Raw genomic sequence first — 17,058 nt, 5'->3', positions numbered from 1 at the left:
GGTAGTGATAATCAATTATGATTGCCAATAGACATCACCAGCCAAATTAGAAAATATGTTTTCGGATTTAACTATTAAGTTCCTCTTTTCGAAAATTAGACTGTCGTTTAACTGTTTTTTTTGCCTTAGTTTGTCGATAATGGCCTGTGCAGGGTAAGCTTCAAGCTTAAGATTATCATTGCGCTCGGGCAGTAATTTTGTTTGATGAAATTACTGGTACTTGAGATTAAATGACGCTAGTTAAATGCTAAATAAATTAGTAAAATATACTTAATTTTATATCTTTGTATAACTTTTTAACAATTATATATAGACTTAGGGTATTTCAGTTATGTTATTTACTTAATGTGCATAACTTGATAAGTGTGCTCGATGATTTTAAATTATATTAGATGGCCTTATACCGAAATCTATGCAGAGCGAATTAAAACTTTTATATTTTGAGTATGCCATCAAAGACTTACTGCGGTGGTATGAAGAAATTGGCTTTAAGGAAGATCGAAATAACTTTAGTGTACTGAAATCCTTAAAGCTACTTTTCTTTGTATCTGCTGCTAAATCAGAACGTTCTAAAAAGAGTTTGCTTCTAGAAGATGTCTTTAACGAATTTTATGCTTTACCCTATGGTCATGTAGAAAGTGTAGTTTATAAAGAAGTAAAGCGCCTAGATGGTAAATTAAACTATTACCAAATAAATAACAGCCGAGTTTCTGTTTTAGATCAAGCTAGTTCTGACGTTTTTAAAAACCTGGACCAAAAAATTACAGAAGAGATAGATGCTTCGATTGAGTATTTAAAGGATGTAAATAAATACTTGGTCACTATGTCTCCCTTTGACTTAGTTAATCTAAGTCATGCTTGGTATTCTTGGCAAAAATATTATCAAATTGCTAAAGACTCAGGAGGTTTAAGTAATAAAATTCCATTTGAAATTATCAAATCTGAAGATAAACTATTTAAACTTAATGCTTTCTAAAATTGTCAAGTCCATCAGATAATATTCTCGAAGTCATTGCTAAGACCTTTCCAGAAAATTGGTACAAGGATTATCGTTTCGACGATGAAGAAATAGACGATTTTGATGATAATTATCTTGCCTTTAAAAATAAACTGGCACAGTCTAAAGAAGATATATTTGATAGTATAAACAAGTCAATCTTAGTTGGCGAGTACATTTCTATTCCGGATTTTAAACTAGTTATTATCGGAATTAAAGAAGCACTTGAAAATATTCCACAGCCGTTACCTTCTATTGTAATATTACAGGAGAACTTGCAAAGTGATCTCAATATTAATTACATCCAATGTTTGAAAGTAGCCCTGAATATGTATCTGGATTTTATAGTTTGGGTATTGGTTAAGGCGAGATTATCAAATGTCGATTACATAAGTCAAAGCAATGAAGAACTGTCTGAAGCATTAGAGAATCAGGATTTTGATGATCTATCATTTAAACACTTACTATTTGTACAGGCTAACTTGATAATAAGTCGACGCGACCACTATCAGACGCCAGATATAGCGGATTATAGCGATCTTTTTACTTACTCTAGAGATCTGCTTAAGCCAAAAAAGCTAGGGGGCAATAAATATTCCATTTTGCTCAAGGAAAAGAATGACTTTCTTCTTTGCAAATGGATACTTAGGAAGAAAGATCTTAACCGTTTCCCTGTCTATCAAATTAAAGATAGCATTGAACATGAATTAGGTATAACAGATATTTCCAACAATTACTTTAAAGCATGGATCGATATTATCAACTCTCATTATCAATTCGATCCTGATTGGAAACAAAAAAGTCATAATGATTTCAACTTATTGAAGTATAAAGAATTGAAGAAAATGTCAGTTCTTGAATTACACCGGCTAATTAAATATTTCAAAGATATTTCAAAGAATCAAAAAAGATTAAAGGAAATACGATTAGAAATCCAGCGGCGTTATGACGAGGCAAAGAGTGAACAATCTACTTACAATGCCTTTGTATATTCCATTATAGTCAACTATGCGATAAACAATGAATTTTCTCTTATAGAAGAAAGTAAGAATTTTGATGAAATAATAGAGCTTTATTCGGAAGTCAGCGATTTACAGTCTTCTACTGGGATAAAAAATTTTTTTCCGCAAAACAAATTAATTGACTTTTTGACAAAGCTACTCAAAAATAAATTTGAAGGAAAAACCGCACTTACTGATCTAAAAGAAGTACGCAAATTAATAGCAACTTGCAAACAAACCATTGAAAAGTATAAGACTAATGTTACTTGGTCTGAAAGAAACTATAACTATGTTTTCTATTTGCCCTTTGAAGAATGTTTCGTAAATACTGGAAGTTCAGAGGTTGAAAAGATTTTTATCGCATCGTCTTTTGTTCTGACTTTAGACAAGAGAAAGTATATTGAAGATTTTGACAGATTCAAAATGACGATTGATTCTATTGATACATCATTAACTATAATGGAAAACGTAGAGTCTGAATTAATTTCTCTTAGTCAAATAAAAAATGACTTACAGACCGTCAAAAGTGAGATTGTTGCGAAAGAGATGAAATCTTTGGAAACCATTGCCATCTTCACAACGATAGTAACCTTTGTTTTGAGCTCCGTTACTAACTTTAAATTTATAACAACCGCATACCAGGCATCTCTATTTGTTTTGTGTCTAGCAACATCATTAGGATTCTTCGTATTTCTTTTAATAATAATAAGGCAAGGAGAGATTTCAGATAAAATTCGGAAGTATTTTTGGAACTTATTTCTACTTGTCGTTTTAGGTGCCTTTTTTTGGATTCTATTAGTGTTTTCGCCAGAAATAAAAGCTTTTATTAAACAACATTCCTCTGTAGATGAAATCGCTCAGCCAAGTAATAAGCCAAAGGAAGAACATTAGATTTTATTTATTTTAAATATATATGAGCCTCATTGCATGCAATGAGCTTATTGGGGAATTTCTCATTGAGGCATTTGATTAATATAAAAATCTTTACCTTTAGAATAAAAATATTCTTACAATATGGCCTCAAAAACATTTAATTTGTCTGAAAAAACAATTGAAGCATTTAAAATTAACTCAAGCGATAAAGATGAATTACTCCAAGATGAATTGAAATTAAATACATCCCAGATTCGTGCAATTATTTATGATCACGTGCCAGATGGATTTGAATTAGACGACAGAGTCGAACTGAAATCTTTAACTAGTAATGGTGAAACAGGAAGCATGGACGTAAGGTATACTTATCGCAGGTATATAGGAGATGGTGAAGATGAAGATAATTCGGATGATTTAGATATTGATTTTGAAATTCATACTGAAACACTTGAGATCACTTTAAAAGATAGTTAATAAATATTCCCTACTAAGTCGTTATGGTTTAGATCGACGATAAACAGGGTGAATAAAAGGGAAAAGAACTTGATTCAATATGCCCTTTTTGACCACTTATGATTAATTTAATTATGCTCTGACAGTCAGTTTTTTCTCGTCGGGACCACACCAAAGCTTCAGGTTTTTACCTGAAGCTTTTTTTATGCTTTAGCATCTGTAAACTCAAGCCCGTAAATTAAACTAATTGCAGCCTTAATTGTTTCATTTCTATCATGCAAAAAATACCCCACCCTCAACCCGATACCTGGTCGGCGGCGCAGTATCGTAAATTCGAAAAAGAGCGTAACCGTCCTATTGTAGATCTTTTATCGCGGGTTCCTACAGGAGAAAGGGCTAAAGTGATCGATCTTGGCTGCGGGCCAGGCAATTCAACCGAATTTCTTCATCAATATTTCCCCAATGCATCCCTTAGCGGGATAGACAGTTCTGTGGACATGATCGAGGCTGCCCGTAAGCGATTACCTAATCTGCAGTTTGAGGTAGCCGATATTAGCCAGTGGGAAGGTGATGGGCCTTATGATCTGATTTTTGCCAATGCTTCCTTACAATGGGTGCCTGATCATGCGGTTTTATTCCCGGCTTTAATTGAAAAACTAGCTAAAGGTGGTGTTTTGGCAGTTCAAATGCCCGATAATTTAGATGAACATACACATCGTTTAATGCGGGTGACCGCTGCCAATGGCCCCTGGGCAGAAAAGTTAGCCATTGCTGCAAAACGTTTACCACGAGAAGGTGCCGAATGGTATTATCAAAATTTGCAGAGTAAAGTAGAAACATTAGATATCTGGCGTACCACCTACTACCATATGCTTTCGGGTGGTGCAGCCGCTATAGTAGAATGGTTAAAGGGCACAGGTTTACGTCCCTTTCTTGATCCTTTAACAAACGATGAAAAAGAGGCTTTCCTTGCCTCATATCAGGCGGAAATTAGTAAGGTATATCCTGTATTTCCTGATGGAAGTGTGTTGCTGCCTTTTCCACGTTTGTTTATGGTCGCCACTAACCATAAGTAAAAATTAGTTTGAGTCTGTATCATAAATATAGAATTGTCATCCTGAGCCTGTCGAAGGACCTGTTTTAAATATCTTACAAGATGTTTCGACTACTTGTACCGATTTTAATGACAGGCTGGCTTGACAAATTCAATTGAATTACAAATATGATACAGCCTCAAACATTATCTTTTTTTCAAATCCTGATTAATTGTAAAGGCCCAATTCGGCAATGGCGGCATTTTGTGTGCCATCCCATGATGAGTTTGCAATTATTTTAAAGTACCTGAAAGTTTGCGGACTACTAAAGTTAAAGTATTGGGTGGTGGTTACATTTTGTGCCACATAATTCCCGCGGGAGGTAAAATTAACCCCATCGGTACTGGTGAGCAGTTCAAAATTTTTGATTGAGCGATAAGCACCTGCACGGTGTAGTAAACTGACGCCTTTAGCCGTTTTTGCAACACCTAAATCGATACTCACGTAGTGCGGATAGGTTCCTGTTGGGGTCCCCGACCACTTGCTGTGCCAAAACGTTGCCGGATCGTTATCCAATACTTTTGCTGCGCTCTCTGAAGTGGTATTTTGCTGCGTGCTAAAGCCTGCAATGGTCCATCCGCTTTTGCTTAACTCTGGTTTGGTGCCAAAATTGATCACCGGAATACCGCCCTGGAAAGTAAAGAAATAAATGGTTTCGGTAATGGTACCGTTGGTATGTACCGTTCTGATTTTAAATTCGTAGGGAATACCGTCCGTTTTATATTTAAGCTCAGCAACCGGTATGGTGACGTTAAAACTATCGGTACCTATTGATGGCGTAGCCCAGGTAATGGCATTGTAATCCTTATTGGTTCCGGTTCCTTCGTTATTCACGTTAGGATCTAAGAAATAGGTAAACTTACTTACCGTACCTGTACTGTTGTATTTTCCGGATACTTCTATATTGCCCGAAGTTGAATTGTAGCCCGCATAAATTTTGCTGATGTTTGTAGTCACCGCGCCATAGTAGGTACTGGCATCGTTGTTAAATACTTCGCACCTGTCGAAAATGGCTGCGGTAGCATCGGTAATAAAACAAGGACGCACTTCGAGGTAATAATTACTCAAAGCCATAATCGGCTCTTTAAAGTTGGCCCCAGGCCAAATATTCTGCGATTCGTGTTGTTTATCGTGCGGTGCATTAAAGGCATGACCTATTTCGTGCATCATACCACCCACCCATTTGGCAAAATTGTTTCTTCCACTGTTAATTACGCCTTTTAAAGCCATAGCCATATACACGTTATCCATGGCGAAACAGTAACGGCCGGTGCCATAAAAGGGTTGTACGCCCTCTAAAGGTTGCGGACCTTCTACACTGTTATTGTCGTAACCAAAAGCAGGCACCAGAATCAGTACGTGGTTACTGGTTTTTAAGCCGCTGTGCGAAGCAAAGTAAGCCTCTATTTCTGTTTTGTAAGCGGTAGAATTGGTATTGTAACTGGCTTTAGGGTTGGCGCCTCTAATTAATACAATTTGTGTTTTCAGCGTGACCGGATCTTTAGATAAACCAAATGTTTTGTTGCCATATCCTGCGGCCTGCATCTGCTGGCCATACCATTCTTGCGCATAAGCCATTACATCTGGTAAACGCGTTTGCCAGCCGGCCACCGTATCCAGATCGGACGGGATAAAATAAACCACGGCCAGGTTGCGGCTATGGGTAATGATGTTGGTGGCTGAGTAATCTGTAGTTTTGGGTTTAAGTGTTGTCGTCTGGTTTTCGATCGGTAATTCGGCTTTCTTACAGGAAGACAGGTAAAGGCCAAGGCAGCTAATGCCAAGGAATAACAAGGATTTGTTTTTCATTATGATATAGGTGTTTAGTGTTTTGTCTGTTCCGGTTTGCACTACCCTGCCAAGCCATCAATCTCTGTTCACGATGCCTTGAGCGGCCATATTTTATTTCTTCAGGATGCGATTGCACAAAATTTAAATCAAAACGTTTGTGAAGATCAGCTCATGCCTTAAAATAATAATTGAAGTTAATTAGATCTATGGCCTGATGTTTACTATATCTTAACTTTGTTTAACGCATTATTGCTTAATTTAAACCTGGTTTAAGCTAAATCCTTTGCTTTTGCCTTTTATGAAAGCCAAATATTATTTGGTTTGCAGCCCAGAAGCATTTATGGTGATTTTCTTACCATATAAGAAATATAAGGTCATTTAAGCTTCTCCTATAATTTGATGGTTTTAAGTTCATCATTCGCAACTGGATCGGATCAGGATGGCTCATTGAAGATAATCGTTTTATCCTGGTAGGTTTTTATCACATTAAGATGCCCACCCGCGTGGGAATAATGCCAGACTTTAGCAAGTCATGCTGAATGCGATGAAGAATCTTTATTTGAATAAGATTATGCTTTGTTCATCACCTTCCCAAATACAAAAGCCCAACTATCTTTTACTTTACGTTTTTCGGGTCAGGCCTCTTTCTTTTTTCATCAAAAGAAAAAGGCCTGTTTGGTTAGGACAAATAGAACAGACCAGCCAGCGGGCACCTCTGCTGAAAGAGGGGAATTGCACTACAATTCTATATATTATGATATAGCCTGCTCATTTTTTATTTAAACAAATTGAGGCGGGTTAAAGCGCCATGTAAGTTATGAAGTGATATTTTCGGTTGGGGCATCCGGTGCATCGCATTTAACGGCTTCAATGCCATTTTCCCGGTTTGCAGCTGTGGTGTAGTTTCCGCTCCGGCCTATGATTTCGCCATTAGCGGCTTTTAAATTAAAGGTGTAATTACCGGCAGCATCTGTTCGGATAAAATGACGATCCTGCAATACATTCAGCCTTACACTGGTAATGCGACTCAAACAGTTTTGCCTGGTGGTGTAAACCTCGCTGCTTAAAATAATTTCACCGTTACCGGTTTTTAATCTATAGTAGTATTCTGAATTCTTCGAACTCTGGAAAACCTGAAACTTTGGGTTTTTCATCTGATTATTTTGACAGGCCAAAATATTGCGGCCACTCATAATTGTATTGAACAGTTCCCGGGATGTTTTATTGGTGGCGCCCGCTTAGGGAGAACCCCTGCTCAGGCTAATGAGGCCAAGGTTAAAAGAAATACCCGCCACCCTGCAAGGGCAGCTGCCATGGGCATAAACCAGGTGTTTATGTCTGTTATCCGGGAATCTTAAAAATAGGGATGAATAAATAACGGGGGTTAATTTGTTCATCTGTTGTGGATTTAATTCGTAAATCAGGTTTAAAATGGTTATACCTAATATAGTGAATAACGGTAAATTATTCGAATCGCTTATCAAAGAGATTTTATTTTTTCACAAATTTTGGGTTATTCACATTGTTGTTTTGGAAACTGCTTAAGGTTAATAGGCACAATCAATTTTGAGTGAGATAGATCTGACCAGAATAGCTATTCAATAAATTTTATTTTTTAAAATGTTTTGCTGATGCCACGTTATCGCTTCCATTTCAGGTATTATGTAAGTTTTTTGGTAATTATAATCTGTTAATCCATCAGAATGTCAACTACCTCATTTTCACGATATAAGGTGGGGAGGAATTGCGACTTTATTCTAAATTGACTGCGCTTTTTTATTGTTGGCTTTAAAGCTGAGGCATTTTCCATCTTGATTCCAGGATCAAAATAAATATTCCCCAAGGCCATTTGTGCTAAAAATAGCTGAAAATCTGTACCTTTTCCCAAAATGATTTTGTTGCCATAACTGTACTGCCTTAAATGCTCTTTCATATTTAAAGAAGGGACATAACAGGCCTGATTGTGTTTTCGATTCCAATGTAATAACATTGACGAAAAATCCCATGAAGCGGCTTCTACTCCATTATGATCAACTAAACATATTTTTCCCGAACTGTTTCTGATCTTTCCTTCAATAGCATCAAAGCCATCTAAATGCATGGTCAAATTGGTTAAAGGTTGTAGTACCCCAGTTTTATGAATACCACCAAAATTTAATCTGTCTTCACGCCCGTTTCTATCTTCATATCCATACTTCCGTATAAAAGTATTAGCACCTTCATTTCTGTAAACCCCACCTGTTGGCTCGGGTGTCATTAGGGTAATCACCGCATTATTCACTCTTGCGAAATTTGGCACACCGAATTGTTTGATTTCCCATCCCAAAAAATCCGGTTCTGAATATCCATTTGGTATAATTCCCAGTTCAGCTTCCAACGTATAACCACCGCAATTGGGTGACTCGCAGCCAACAATTTCGCCAAGGTTATTAAGGCGTTTTGATCTAATCCAGCCAAGTTGATGTATTCTTAGTAGCTCAGCAAGAAGCTGCTCCCTGTCATTTAATAACAGTGCTGACTTTAATACCCTAAAAACACCAAACTCAATCGGGTTATTTTGTTGATTAAATTCATTTGTAATTTCTGAATCAGGCGACGAAACATATCCTATTACTTTTCCTTCTCTTGTTACTCCAAAAAACAACAATCTGCCAGCCAATCTTATTGTCATCAAATCGGATGGTGCATTTTCACATTGCTGCAAAAAGCCTGAAAAACGAACCTCCGGATATTTTGGGTATAAAATGAGTTGTGCATTTGGCGCAGGAAAAAGCTGACCGCCAATTCCTATCCAAGAAAAATTCAGTTTGGCTTTGAATCTTTGCTTTTTCCACTCACCAGCCTCAACAGCTGTTATATTGGTGACGGGAAGAATGTTAAGAACTTCAAAGCTACCGGCAAAATAAACCTGATTTTTTGAATTATCATTTGGAGATAATGTTTTGACGTAAATTTTTTCACAGCCATTATTGTGAAAAATATTTATGAGGTTATTGAGCGTCATTTTTTCTTGCGGCTATAATTGTTTTATGAGCTCTTTGCCAATTGCTTGTATTAATGGCATTACCACTGAATTGCCAAACTGACGATACGCCTGATTGTCTGATACAGGGATCACTAATGATTTTTTCTGATCATCAGTATTAATTGGATAAATTGGGTAACCTTGTAAAGCGCCAGCCTCTTGAGGGGTAAGACGGCGTGGATTTTTATCAGATTGAGGAATGAGAATTTCTGCACCGTCTTTATAATATCTGGCACTAATAGTTCTACTAACACCATCAAGGTTCGCTAAGCCAAAGCCAAAACCATTCCCCTTTTCTTTATGTTTTTTCGCATATTCCTGTAAATAGTTCCATAATTTATCACTTAGAGTAAACTTAGGTAATACATCCGCTTGTAGAATAGTTTTTAATTGTTGCTTTTCTTCAGGTAATTCTATCTGTCCAAAATCAAATTTAATATCATCACCGTAAACGTGTTTATCAAAACCAACCATTATTGTCCTTTCGCGGTGTTGCGGAACAAAGTATTTTCCGTCAATTACTTTATGATCGAATGAATAGCCTAATGCTTCTAAAGTTTCTTTGATAACTTTAAAAGTTTGCTTTTTATCGTGTGATACAAGATTCTTTACATTCTCTAAGAAAAATGCTTTTGGACGATGCTTTTCAATAATGTCGGCAATGTGAAAAAAAAGATTACCTTGCTTTTCATCTGCAAAGCCATGCAACCGGCCTAAGCTAATTTTTTTCGAAACGCCTGCAATTGAAAAGGGTTGGCAAGGGAATCCACCGCAAATAATATCAAAATTTTCGGGAATATATTGCTTAGTTAGATCTTTCGTAATATCACCGAAGGGGTATTCACCATAGTTGGCGAAGTAGGTTTGCCTTGAATATTTATCCCATTCTGAAGTGAATACACACCTTCCTCCGAGATTTTGAAGTGCCATTCTAAAACCTCCTATTCCTGCAAATAAATCTATAAATGTGAATAACTCTTTACCTTCTTTAGGTCCAGGAAATGGTATGTCAGTGTTTTCAAAAAGATTTTGTTGGATCGCCCGATAAATGTTTTCAATATTTGGCTCTTCAACAACATGACTGAATTGCTCAGCAATATTTATCGCATCCCCATACATCGTCTCATTAGTTGAGTGGTAGTGAGTTAGTAATGCCAGATCTTGATCTTGAGGCCATAGTACCTTAACTGATTTTTTATTCCTTGCCTTATAAACTGCTCTTTCTTCCATACTTAAATCCTACAATGACCACAAACTAAAAAAAAAATCTGAATTCATATGTTGAAATTTTCAACATATTGAGAGTGCAAATATAATAATTGCTAATTAATTTAGTATCGCTTTGAGTAAGAAGGTAATAGTCGTCATTTTAAATTATCTATTAGGTTTTCAAGTGTAGTGATACGTTGTTGTGGCTTTAGTTCACATTCCCAGATTTCCAAGACATGCCAGCCCGCTTGCCGTAATAATTCGATGTTAGCTATATCTTTAGTCTTATTTCCGTTTATTTTATCTAGCCACCAATTGGTTTTTGTTTTAGGAACTACGTAATACTTACATTGATTATGGCCATGCCAAAAGCACCCCTGAATAAAAATGACTGTTTTGTATTTTGGTAACACAATATCGGGTTTTCCTGGTAAGTCTTTCACATGAAGGCGGTATCTGAAACCATTGGCATGTAGAAACTGACGAACCAGCATCTCTGGTTTTGTATTTTTTCCCTTAATGCGGCTCATGTTATATGAACGGGTTTCTTTGCTGTGTACATCTGCCATGTTATGGTAACAATGTAAATAATAATATGTTGGGCGCAAGTAGACCTTATAGTGATTTTAAATTTAAAGCTTCTTTTGTCAATTTGTTTCCTTTCCTTTTAATATACCACCAGTTACCAAGCCGAGTCCTTTTAGTTTTTTCCCATTCCAATTTAATAATGTGCCTCGAAATCAGCATTAATAAGTCTTGTTTACTTGAGGAGTCTTTTAGAAGTTGGGAATAATCGTTTCCTTTTACGGCCATTAAATTATTGAAAAGATCCATATACTTATCAAGCTCACTTTCAAATCTTTGGTGAAGGGGTTCTTTAAGATTTAGATTAAGCTTGATTAGATCATGTTTTAAGTTAATAATATGCAGTTTGCCTGCGATCTCAAAGTTTAGCTTTTCATAATCCAGATTATTTTTCTCATTCTTGGGATCATCCTGGCGCCTAAGGTCGATTGCCCTTGACAATGCATCTTTTAACATTAAGTCTGTAACTTCGGAGAAAAACTCTGCAATCAATAACTTTAATCCCTCGAGCCATTTTAATCTGGCATTGGTAATATTATTGGTTTTAATTTGATAGAGGGCAAAAAAACCAGCAATAAAAACTACTAAAACGGGCACCCACTTTACAATTTCATCTTTCATTTATTAATCTTTAAAAATTTCAAGCAGAACTGGTTTGTGTAATGCCGGGTCATACTTGGTACTCTGTGTGTGGAGAGTAAAGGCTTTGAGATATTTTTGGCGAGCACGATTCACGGAAGTTAGGGCTTAGTTTTAAATACTTTTTAATGCTTTGCCAATAATCGAAGCGATTGGTTTAAATTCATCATAAGAAAAGAAATTTGATTTTGCATTATTACACCAGTAGCAACACCAAACAATATTATTTAGATCGTCATAAGGTTTAAATGGATCTTTTCTATCCAATTCAAGCCGCTTTCCTCTCTTACCGCCACGTGTTGCATCGGGTCTGATGCCTGATCTTTGCATATTATACAACCTTAAACTTTGCTCGTTCGTAGTGCCACAATAATGACAGCCTAGATCAAAATTACCTTTATTGAACCATTGGTTAAATTCATTAAAGCTTATTACCCTAAATCCTGCTGTAAATTTTAGGTTCTTTTTATTCCATTTTTCTTTCTTTTGATTGTATATTTTCTTTAATTCTTCTCTGGTCATACAGTAGGCTTGAGTAATATATATTAAATTTTAGGGAGGCCTGTTAACCTACAAACCAATTCATCAAATTTTTGAGTTATAAAAGCGGAAAGAGATGCAGGAGTTACCTGATGTACTCTTGTAAAATCAACCAAAAAACGAGGATAGATCAGGTTATGATCAACGGCTTTACTGGTTGCTCCCCTGGCCCTACAACAACAGATAATAATATCAGAATTTCTGGCAATTGCATCTTTTAAAAATCTATCCACTTCATGGCCGTAATCTCCCTGTGTAAAGAAAGAAATTTCAAGTTTTCCAATTTGCATAACTGATTCAAAATCTCTATTGTGATGATCTTTATAAAAAGTCTCACTAACAGTGTAGTTTCTTTTAATCCAATCATACAAATCGTTTAAAACAGTAGTTTTTCCACTATGTGAACTGCCTTTTACCACAATTGCTCTTTTCATCTACATTGAAGGGTTTAATATTTTATTTAAATAATTAACATAAATTAAAAGGAAGGGCTAGTCTTAAAGAGACTATATGTTTTTTGATGGTGTTATTCTTGTCTACCTAGGGCTAAAGCTTAATTTATTTGATAATCGAGAAGATTATAAATTGTAATTATTTTCTTGGCTTAGAAATATACACCCTTATTCTATGGGTTGGGATTCTGGCGCCATGGCTAATGGCCTGGTGATGATTAGAAATTGCGGTGTACATTAACACATCAACCTGGTCATTGGCATCCCATCTATCGGTGCGGGTTAATCCACCAAGGCTATCAATTTTGGCGAGATTGGTTAAATCACCTTTGGTGATGCCTGTACCATATTTTTTGGTAAAGTAGGTTAAAAGGTTATTGTAGCGCTTAATTAAAGCCTTGTCAAAGGAGATGGGTTTAACGTTATGGTCCGATTTTTCAAAGTTCCTTAAATCCCATTCGTATTCTATGTTATTTATAATAGAATCTTTTTCACTAAAGGTATATTGTACAATCAGGTTAGGGATGTTTTTTTCAGTTCTGATATATCGAATTGGAAAGGCCATGCCTCCCGGGATAAGAATATCACCATCACCTTTATAGATTTTACTTTTGAGCTGTTGTTCTTGTTTAATGGCTGCAGCCATCTTTTTTCCGATTAGGTCTGGATTAACGCTTTGGGCAAAACTGGTTGTACCAGCAAGAACAAGGGTAATAATAATGTATAGTTTGTTTAACATGAGGGCGCGTAATTAATGCTCAATAATAATTAATTATTTCAGGATATCAATGATGATATTCCTTACTTTGTTAAAATAGTCCTGGGATTCCGCCATGCCCAGGGCGCTACGGCATCTGCTTCCTGCCATAAGCCTACCTTATTTTTCCGGGCGGTGATTTCCAGCTGCGCATAAAGCAAATCATTCGAGTATTTTTTATAATGCCAGGCCATACCTTTCTTGATCATTTCCTGGTTCACCACTTGTTTTTTAGCGTTGATGATCACGGCAATTAACCTTTTGTAGCGGTCGTATTTTTGGCCTTGTACACTTACCATTTGCCCGAAACATAAATCGGATAAGGCCTTTTTAGCATTGTTGCCAAAAGGTTGCGAACCGCGTTTTTCAGGGCAATCGATATGCGCCAAACGGATTTTGATGGGCTGGTTGTGGTATAACACTTCCATGGTGTCGCCATCCATAATGCGGATGACTTTCGCGGTAAAAACAAGGTGGTTGTGGTTTAAAGGTTTGCTCTCGCTGGGCTGTATGAAGCAGCTTTGCAGTGTTAACAATAATAAAACCAATACACTTACTTTTCCCAACCGCATAATGTTTTTCCGTCTTTTTTAGCCTTTTCTATATCCGCTTTTACAATTTTATAGCTGCAATTGCTTAAACCACGGCAATTGGAGGTATAGTGGTATTTTTTAGCGCCAGGACTGTTGCAAAGGTACACCGTTGTATTTTCTGTACAAGTAATGTTGATAAAGAAAAAGAGAAGGATGGAGAGCATTTTCATGATTGTGTGGTTAATACAATAATTGATTTAGTTTTGTTATTTATCAATATTGTTGATTCTAGGGTTTATATAAATTGAAATAATTAATCCGATGGCTACGATCACATCTACCACGTTCCATAAGAAGCGCCCCAATGCTATTTTAAATATTGGCTGAAACAGTATTGTTAATATTATATAAGTAACGGTCATGGTTAGAATGCCTTTTTGATTTGCGCGGTAAGCCATTACCCCAAAGCCGACCATTGCTAAGAATCTAACCAATTGATAATAGCCATAAGGCATGTTTGCCAGACAAATAAGAAGTAGCATTGCTAATAAAATTTTTATTAAGATTTCCATTATTGGTTTTGTAAAGCTAACGAATCAAGATAAATCGGGATACGTTTTATGGTATCGCCAGTAAAATAAAATGAGTTCTTGCCCAATTCTTTAAAGCTGTTGTTGTTTAAGCTAATCAATAACTTGCCATAATTGTCTTTTTGATATAGGTAAGCCTTTTTAATATCTGAGGGGTTAGCATCAAAAATAAGCTGAACAACTTCATCTAATTTCATATCCCTTAACACCTTATTTGCAACCACTTTATACCCTTTTTCATTAAGTTCATTATTAGAGTTTGGAACTAGCCCCTGAATAGTTTGTGGATAAATCAAAGGTTGCTCGACTTTAAATTTTTCTTCTTCCGATAATAATATGCTATTTTCTTCATGGGTATAAAACGCAAAAAAATAGGTTAAAATACCAGCTAAAAGAAGGATTAGGAATAAAGAAATTATTTTATAAATATTTATACTGTCATCCTCATCTCGCTTGCCGTGCATTCTATTTGAAATAAAATTCTGCTCAGGATATATTGTTTCTCTTACTTCTTGCAATCCTGTTTTAATATGAGGTTTATGAATATTGTTAAGGGAAATCGGCATTTTTTGTTGATTAAGATTTCCAATAAAAATTCTTTTATTTTCATTATGTTGCCGTTGTACTTCTTCAAGTTTTTCATCTGTTCTGAGCTGTTCTATCGAGACCTCAATCTTTCTCGAATAGTTTGCATAATTTTGATGGATATGACCTATTGCATTTTTTGACTCAGCAATTCTTCTTTTATTTTCTTGATGCAATCTTTCATTTTGTTCAATCTGCAGGTTGTACTCCTGTATTAGTTTCCTTTTATCTTCTTCTAATTTTTCTTTCTCTTTTTCAAATTCGGCAATTGACTCTTGAGTTTTACGTTTTCTTTCTTCGTGTAAATTTTGAATCTCTTGCTCGAAGCCATCCTCTTCCACCAACTTGAAAAGTCCTTTTTGAATAATGAATTTTGCTATTTCGTTATTATTTGTAAAATAAATATTATCATAAACATTAAGTAAATCTATTGCCTTTTTAAAAAGCTGTTGCAGTTTATTGGGATTTATTTTACTATAAACCACTAGGTTTTTATTCAAAGATTGAAATAAGCTTATATCTTCAATCTCTCTTAAATGGAAATTGATTTTATCAAAATCTTCAGGTACACTTACAGAAAAATTATCGGAATGATTAACCATGATGATATCATTCTGAATGTTTTTACTAACTAGATTTTCATGAAATTCATTCAATTTGTTAATAGTAATATTTTCATCAGCAATTTCATTTACAAAAATAATTCCCGAGCCAATAAATGTACCTCCTCTACTTGAGTTCTGTTCTTTAGCAAAAGAATAAATAGCATATGATACAATACAATTTCCATCAACTAATTCTTTTCTAATGCTGTAAATTTTACCCCCTGGAAAAAGTTTAATGGCATTGGTATTCAGATCAAATGTTTTTATTTGTCCGGCCAAGGTTTTATAACTTTCTCCTATCAATGTTTGCCTAAAACCATATGGATTTCCGCAGGTTGCAAAGGCTATTAACCTAATTTTATTGTTCATTAATTTGTGAAGCTGAATTTAATACGTTCCCAAAAAGTTCCTTCATAATCCAAATCATAACCAACAATACTGCAATAGAGCCAGTTTGATAGAATTTCTGCTGTTGCTAAACTAAGCAGGGCAATTTTTTCCTGCCCGTTGGTATTCTGGATATTACCGATTGTATAATATGTCTTACTTAAGCTATAGGTATTAACCCTTTGACTCGTCCTACTTAAACGTTCATCTATAAAGCTATCTAATTCATCAGTATTCGCCACATCCATTCTTCCTGATTTATCCCACATAGAAACAACAAGAATAACATTAATCGATTTTAGGTTTTTCCCTTTTCGCTCAAGCTCATCTAAAAATTCATTAATTAAAGTATCATCTTCGTGGGCTTTGGTATAACTGGTTACAATTATAAATGTTAATGGAATGTTAGCATTGAGGTATGTTTCTATACTACTATGATAACTCCCGCCCCGTCTGATATCTTTGTGGTTTTCTCCTGATGTCTCTAAAAATGTTAAATTAATAGGTGTAACTTTTTTGGATTTATTGTTGGGTTCAAACACCAGATCGAGTCGGGTTACCTGATCTCTTGTTGTTCTATTTGGCAAAACCCCTTGCCTAATATTCTCAAAAAAATCTGATAATAAGACCTGAGCTTCTTTAGTATTTGGCGTACCCAGTTTCGGACGTAGAACGCCAGCTTGTGAGCTTAGGTAATATAACATTGACGATAATATTACCGATTTACCGGATTCACCAGTTCCAAAAAAGAAAATAAAATTACTGTCTTTGTTTTTTATATCGTTACCTCCAGCTTTTGCGAGGGGTACAAAGTTTTCTGGTGCCTCATATTTCGGTTCAAAGGATAATGGCTGTAATGTATCTTCATTATCTAATGATAAGGGCATTAAAACCTCTTCATCATGATCAATAGATAACGGCTTCAAATTTTCGTTTTCCATA

19 protein-coding genes are annotated in these 17,058 nt (G+C 35.6%); 4 read left to right on the top strand and 15 right to left on the bottom strand.

Going from position 1 to position 17,058, the window contains the following annotated elements; all coding sequences use genetic code 11:
* Positions 1 to 412: 412 nt before the first annotated feature.
* The 4 genes from AC04QZ_RS09715 (at position 413) to tam (ending at position 4,400) form a co-directional block, all read left to right on the top strand.
* Positions 413 to 976: a type II toxin-antitoxin system antitoxin SocA domain-containing protein gene (locus tag AC04QZ_RS09715; RefSeq protein ID WP_478357610.1), complete on the top strand. Its 564-nt coding sequence runs from the start codon at positions 413 to 415 to the stop codon at positions 974 to 976.
* 2 nt (positions 977 to 978) lie between these two features.
* Complete coding sequence (locus AC04QZ_RS09710; protein WP_478357609.1) at positions 979 to 2,889, top strand: hypothetical protein; 1,911 nt, start codon at positions 979 to 981, stop codon at positions 2,887 to 2,889.
* Between the two features lie 123 nt (positions 2,890 to 3,012).
* Complete coding sequence (locus AC04QZ_RS09705; RefSeq protein WP_478357608.1) at positions 3,013 to 3,345, top strand: hypothetical protein; 333 nt, start codon at positions 3,013 to 3,015, stop codon at positions 3,343 to 3,345.
* Between the two features lie 254 nt (positions 3,346 to 3,599).
* Positions 3,600 to 4,400 (top strand): trans-aconitate 2-methyltransferase, encoded by an 801-nt coding sequence (gene tam / locus AC04QZ_RS09700; RefSeq protein ID WP_478357607.1) that lies wholly within the window; start codon positions 3,600 to 3,602, stop codon positions 4,398 to 4,400.
* 186 nt (positions 4,401 to 4,586) lie between these two features.
* Here tam and AC04QZ_RS09695 read toward each other — a convergent pair whose 3' ends face one another.
* The 15 genes from AC04QZ_RS09695 to AC04QZ_RS09625 all read right to left on the bottom strand — a co-directional run bounded on the left by AC04QZ_RS09695 (position 4,587) and on the right by AC04QZ_RS09625 (position 17,057).
* Positions 4,587 to 6,227: a discoidin domain-containing protein gene (locus AC04QZ_RS09695; RefSeq protein ID WP_478357606.1), complete on the bottom strand. Its 1,641-nt coding sequence runs from the start codon at positions 6,225 to 6,227 to the stop codon at positions 4,587 to 4,589.
* A 797-nt stretch (positions 6,228 to 7,024) separates the two neighbouring features.
* Positions 7,025 to 7,363, bottom strand: coding sequence for a YegP family protein (locus AC04QZ_RS09690; RefSeq protein ID WP_478357605.1), 339 nt, complete (start codon positions 7,361 to 7,363; stop codon positions 7,025 to 7,027).
* A gap of 84 nt (positions 7,364 to 7,447) precedes the next feature.
* On the bottom strand, positions 7,448 to 7,606 hold the full coding sequence (locus AC04QZ_RS09685; RefSeq protein WP_478357604.1) for a hypothetical protein: 159 nt from the start codon (positions 7,604 to 7,606) through the stop codon (positions 7,448 to 7,450).
* A gap of 293 nt (positions 7,607 to 7,899) precedes the next feature.
* The gene (locus AC04QZ_RS09680; protein ID WP_478357603.1) at positions 7,900 to 9,213 is read right to left on the bottom strand and encodes an MvaI/BcnI family restriction endonuclease; all 1,314 of its coding nucleotides are present in this window, start codon (positions 9,211 to 9,213) and stop codon (positions 7,900 to 7,902) included.
* Between the two features lie 12 nt (positions 9,214 to 9,225).
* Positions 9,226 to 10,464: a DNA (cytosine-5-)-methyltransferase gene (gene dcm, locus AC04QZ_RS09675; protein WP_478357602.1), complete on the bottom strand. Its 1,239-nt coding sequence runs from the start codon at positions 10,462 to 10,464 to the stop codon at positions 9,226 to 9,228.
* A 134-nt stretch (positions 10,465 to 10,598) separates the two neighbouring features.
* Positions 10,599 to 11,012: a very short patch repair endonuclease gene (locus AC04QZ_RS09670; RefSeq protein ID WP_478357601.1), complete on the bottom strand. Its 414-nt coding sequence runs from the start codon at positions 11,010 to 11,012 to the stop codon at positions 10,599 to 10,601.
* Between the two features lie 46 nt (positions 11,013 to 11,058).
* Positions 11,059 to 11,649 carry a hypothetical protein gene (locus AC04QZ_RS09665; RefSeq protein WP_478357600.1) on the bottom strand — a complete coding sequence of 197 codons (591 nt, stop codon included), beginning with the start codon at positions 11,647 to 11,649 and terminating at the stop codon, positions 11,059 to 11,061.
* Positions 11,650 to 11,781: 132 nt separating this feature from the next.
* Complete coding sequence (locus AC04QZ_RS09660; RefSeq protein ID WP_478357599.1) at positions 11,782 to 12,189, bottom strand: hypothetical protein; 408 nt, start codon at positions 12,187 to 12,189, stop codon at positions 11,782 to 11,784.
* A gap of 23 nt (positions 12,190 to 12,212) precedes the next feature.
* Entirely contained in the window at positions 12,213 to 12,641 is a 429-nt protein-coding gene (locus AC04QZ_RS09655; RefSeq protein WP_478357597.1) for a hypothetical protein, read from the bottom strand.
* 157 nt (positions 12,642 to 12,798) lie between these two features.
* On the bottom strand, positions 12,799 to 13,398 hold the full coding sequence (locus AC04QZ_RS09650) for a hypothetical protein (protein ID WP_478357596.1): 600 nt from the start codon (positions 13,396 to 13,398) through the stop codon (positions 12,799 to 12,801).
* A gap of 62 nt (positions 13,399 to 13,460) precedes the next feature.
* Positions 13,461 to 13,988, bottom strand: coding sequence for a thermonuclease family protein (locus tag AC04QZ_RS09645; RefSeq protein ID WP_478357595.1), 528 nt, complete (start codon positions 13,986 to 13,988; stop codon positions 13,461 to 13,463).
* Positions 13,970 to 14,179 (bottom strand): hypothetical protein, encoded by a 210-nt coding sequence (locus AC04QZ_RS09640; protein ID WP_478357594.1) that lies wholly within the window; start codon positions 14,177 to 14,179, stop codon positions 13,970 to 13,972. The genes AC04QZ_RS09645 and AC04QZ_RS09640 overlap by 19 nt, the downstream gene beginning before the upstream one ends.
* A 36-nt stretch (positions 14,180 to 14,215) precedes the next feature.
* Positions 14,216 to 14,521: a DUF6804 family protein gene (locus AC04QZ_RS09635; RefSeq protein WP_478357593.1), complete on the bottom strand. Its 306-nt coding sequence runs from the start codon at positions 14,519 to 14,521 to the stop codon at positions 14,216 to 14,218.
* Positions 14,521 to 16,098 carry a hypothetical protein gene (locus AC04QZ_RS09630; protein ID WP_478357592.1) on the bottom strand — a complete coding sequence of 526 codons (1,578 nt, stop codon included), beginning with the start codon at positions 16,096 to 16,098 and terminating at the stop codon, positions 14,521 to 14,523. Before AC04QZ_RS09630 ends, AC04QZ_RS09635 begins: the two co-directional genes overlap by 1 nt.
* Positions 16,098 to 17,057 (bottom strand): hypothetical protein, encoded by a 960-nt coding sequence (locus AC04QZ_RS09625; protein ID WP_478357591.1) that lies wholly within the window; start codon positions 17,055 to 17,057, stop codon positions 16,098 to 16,100. The genes AC04QZ_RS09630 and AC04QZ_RS09625 overlap by 1 nt, the downstream gene beginning before the upstream one ends.
* Position 17,058: the final 1 nt, after the last annotated feature.

The sequence above is a fragment of the Pedobacter folensis genome, from assembly GCF_056490665.1.
This window is presented reverse-complemented; position numbering and strand designations above follow the sequence as displayed.